Consider the following 520-nt stretch of genomic DNA (forward strand, 5'->3'; position numbering starts at 1 on the left):
TTATAGTTCTTTACCAAAAGTTTATACCTAATGAATTATAAAGATATGTTCATGGAAAAATTTAATAATAAAATTGAAAAACATTTGGAACTTTCAGAAATTGCAGATATGCTGAAAGAGTACAAGGAATATTACAATGTTTACAGACGTCTTTTGTTAATTCACATGGTTGCAAACGGTGAAAGTATTGTTAAAGCCTCAAAAAACATTAATATTTCAAGAAAAACAGGCGAACGTTGGGTCAAACAATATAATGAAAAAGGTGTTGATGGTTTATTTTCAAATTATTCTAACTGTGGAAGGAAATCTTACTTAAATAATCAACAACTAAAAGAATTAAAAGAAATAATAACTGGAAATGAAGAAAAATATAATTTAAAAGATGTACAAAACTTAATTAAAGAAAAATACGGTATAACATATAGTGAAAAGCAAGTATGGGTCATTACAAGACAAAAACTAAATTTAAACTATGGAAAACCATTCATTAAATACAACACCCGTCCTGAGAATCCGGAAG

1 protein-coding gene is annotated in these 520 nt (G+C 26.9%); it reads left to right on the forward strand.

Annotated features, from left to right (window positions below):
• Nucleotides 1-30: 30 nt before the first annotated feature.
• On the forward strand, nt 31-520 hold a 490-nt coding region (locus tag ON24_RS08825), incomplete at its 3' end, for a helix-turn-helix domain-containing protein (protein WP_040682690.1).

The sequence above is a fragment of the Methanobrevibacter boviskoreani JH1 genome (genome assembly GCF_000320505.1).
Taxonomy (GTDB): Archaea; Methanobacteriota; Methanobacteria; order Methanobacteriales; family Methanobacteriaceae; genus Methanarmilla; species Methanarmilla boviskoreani.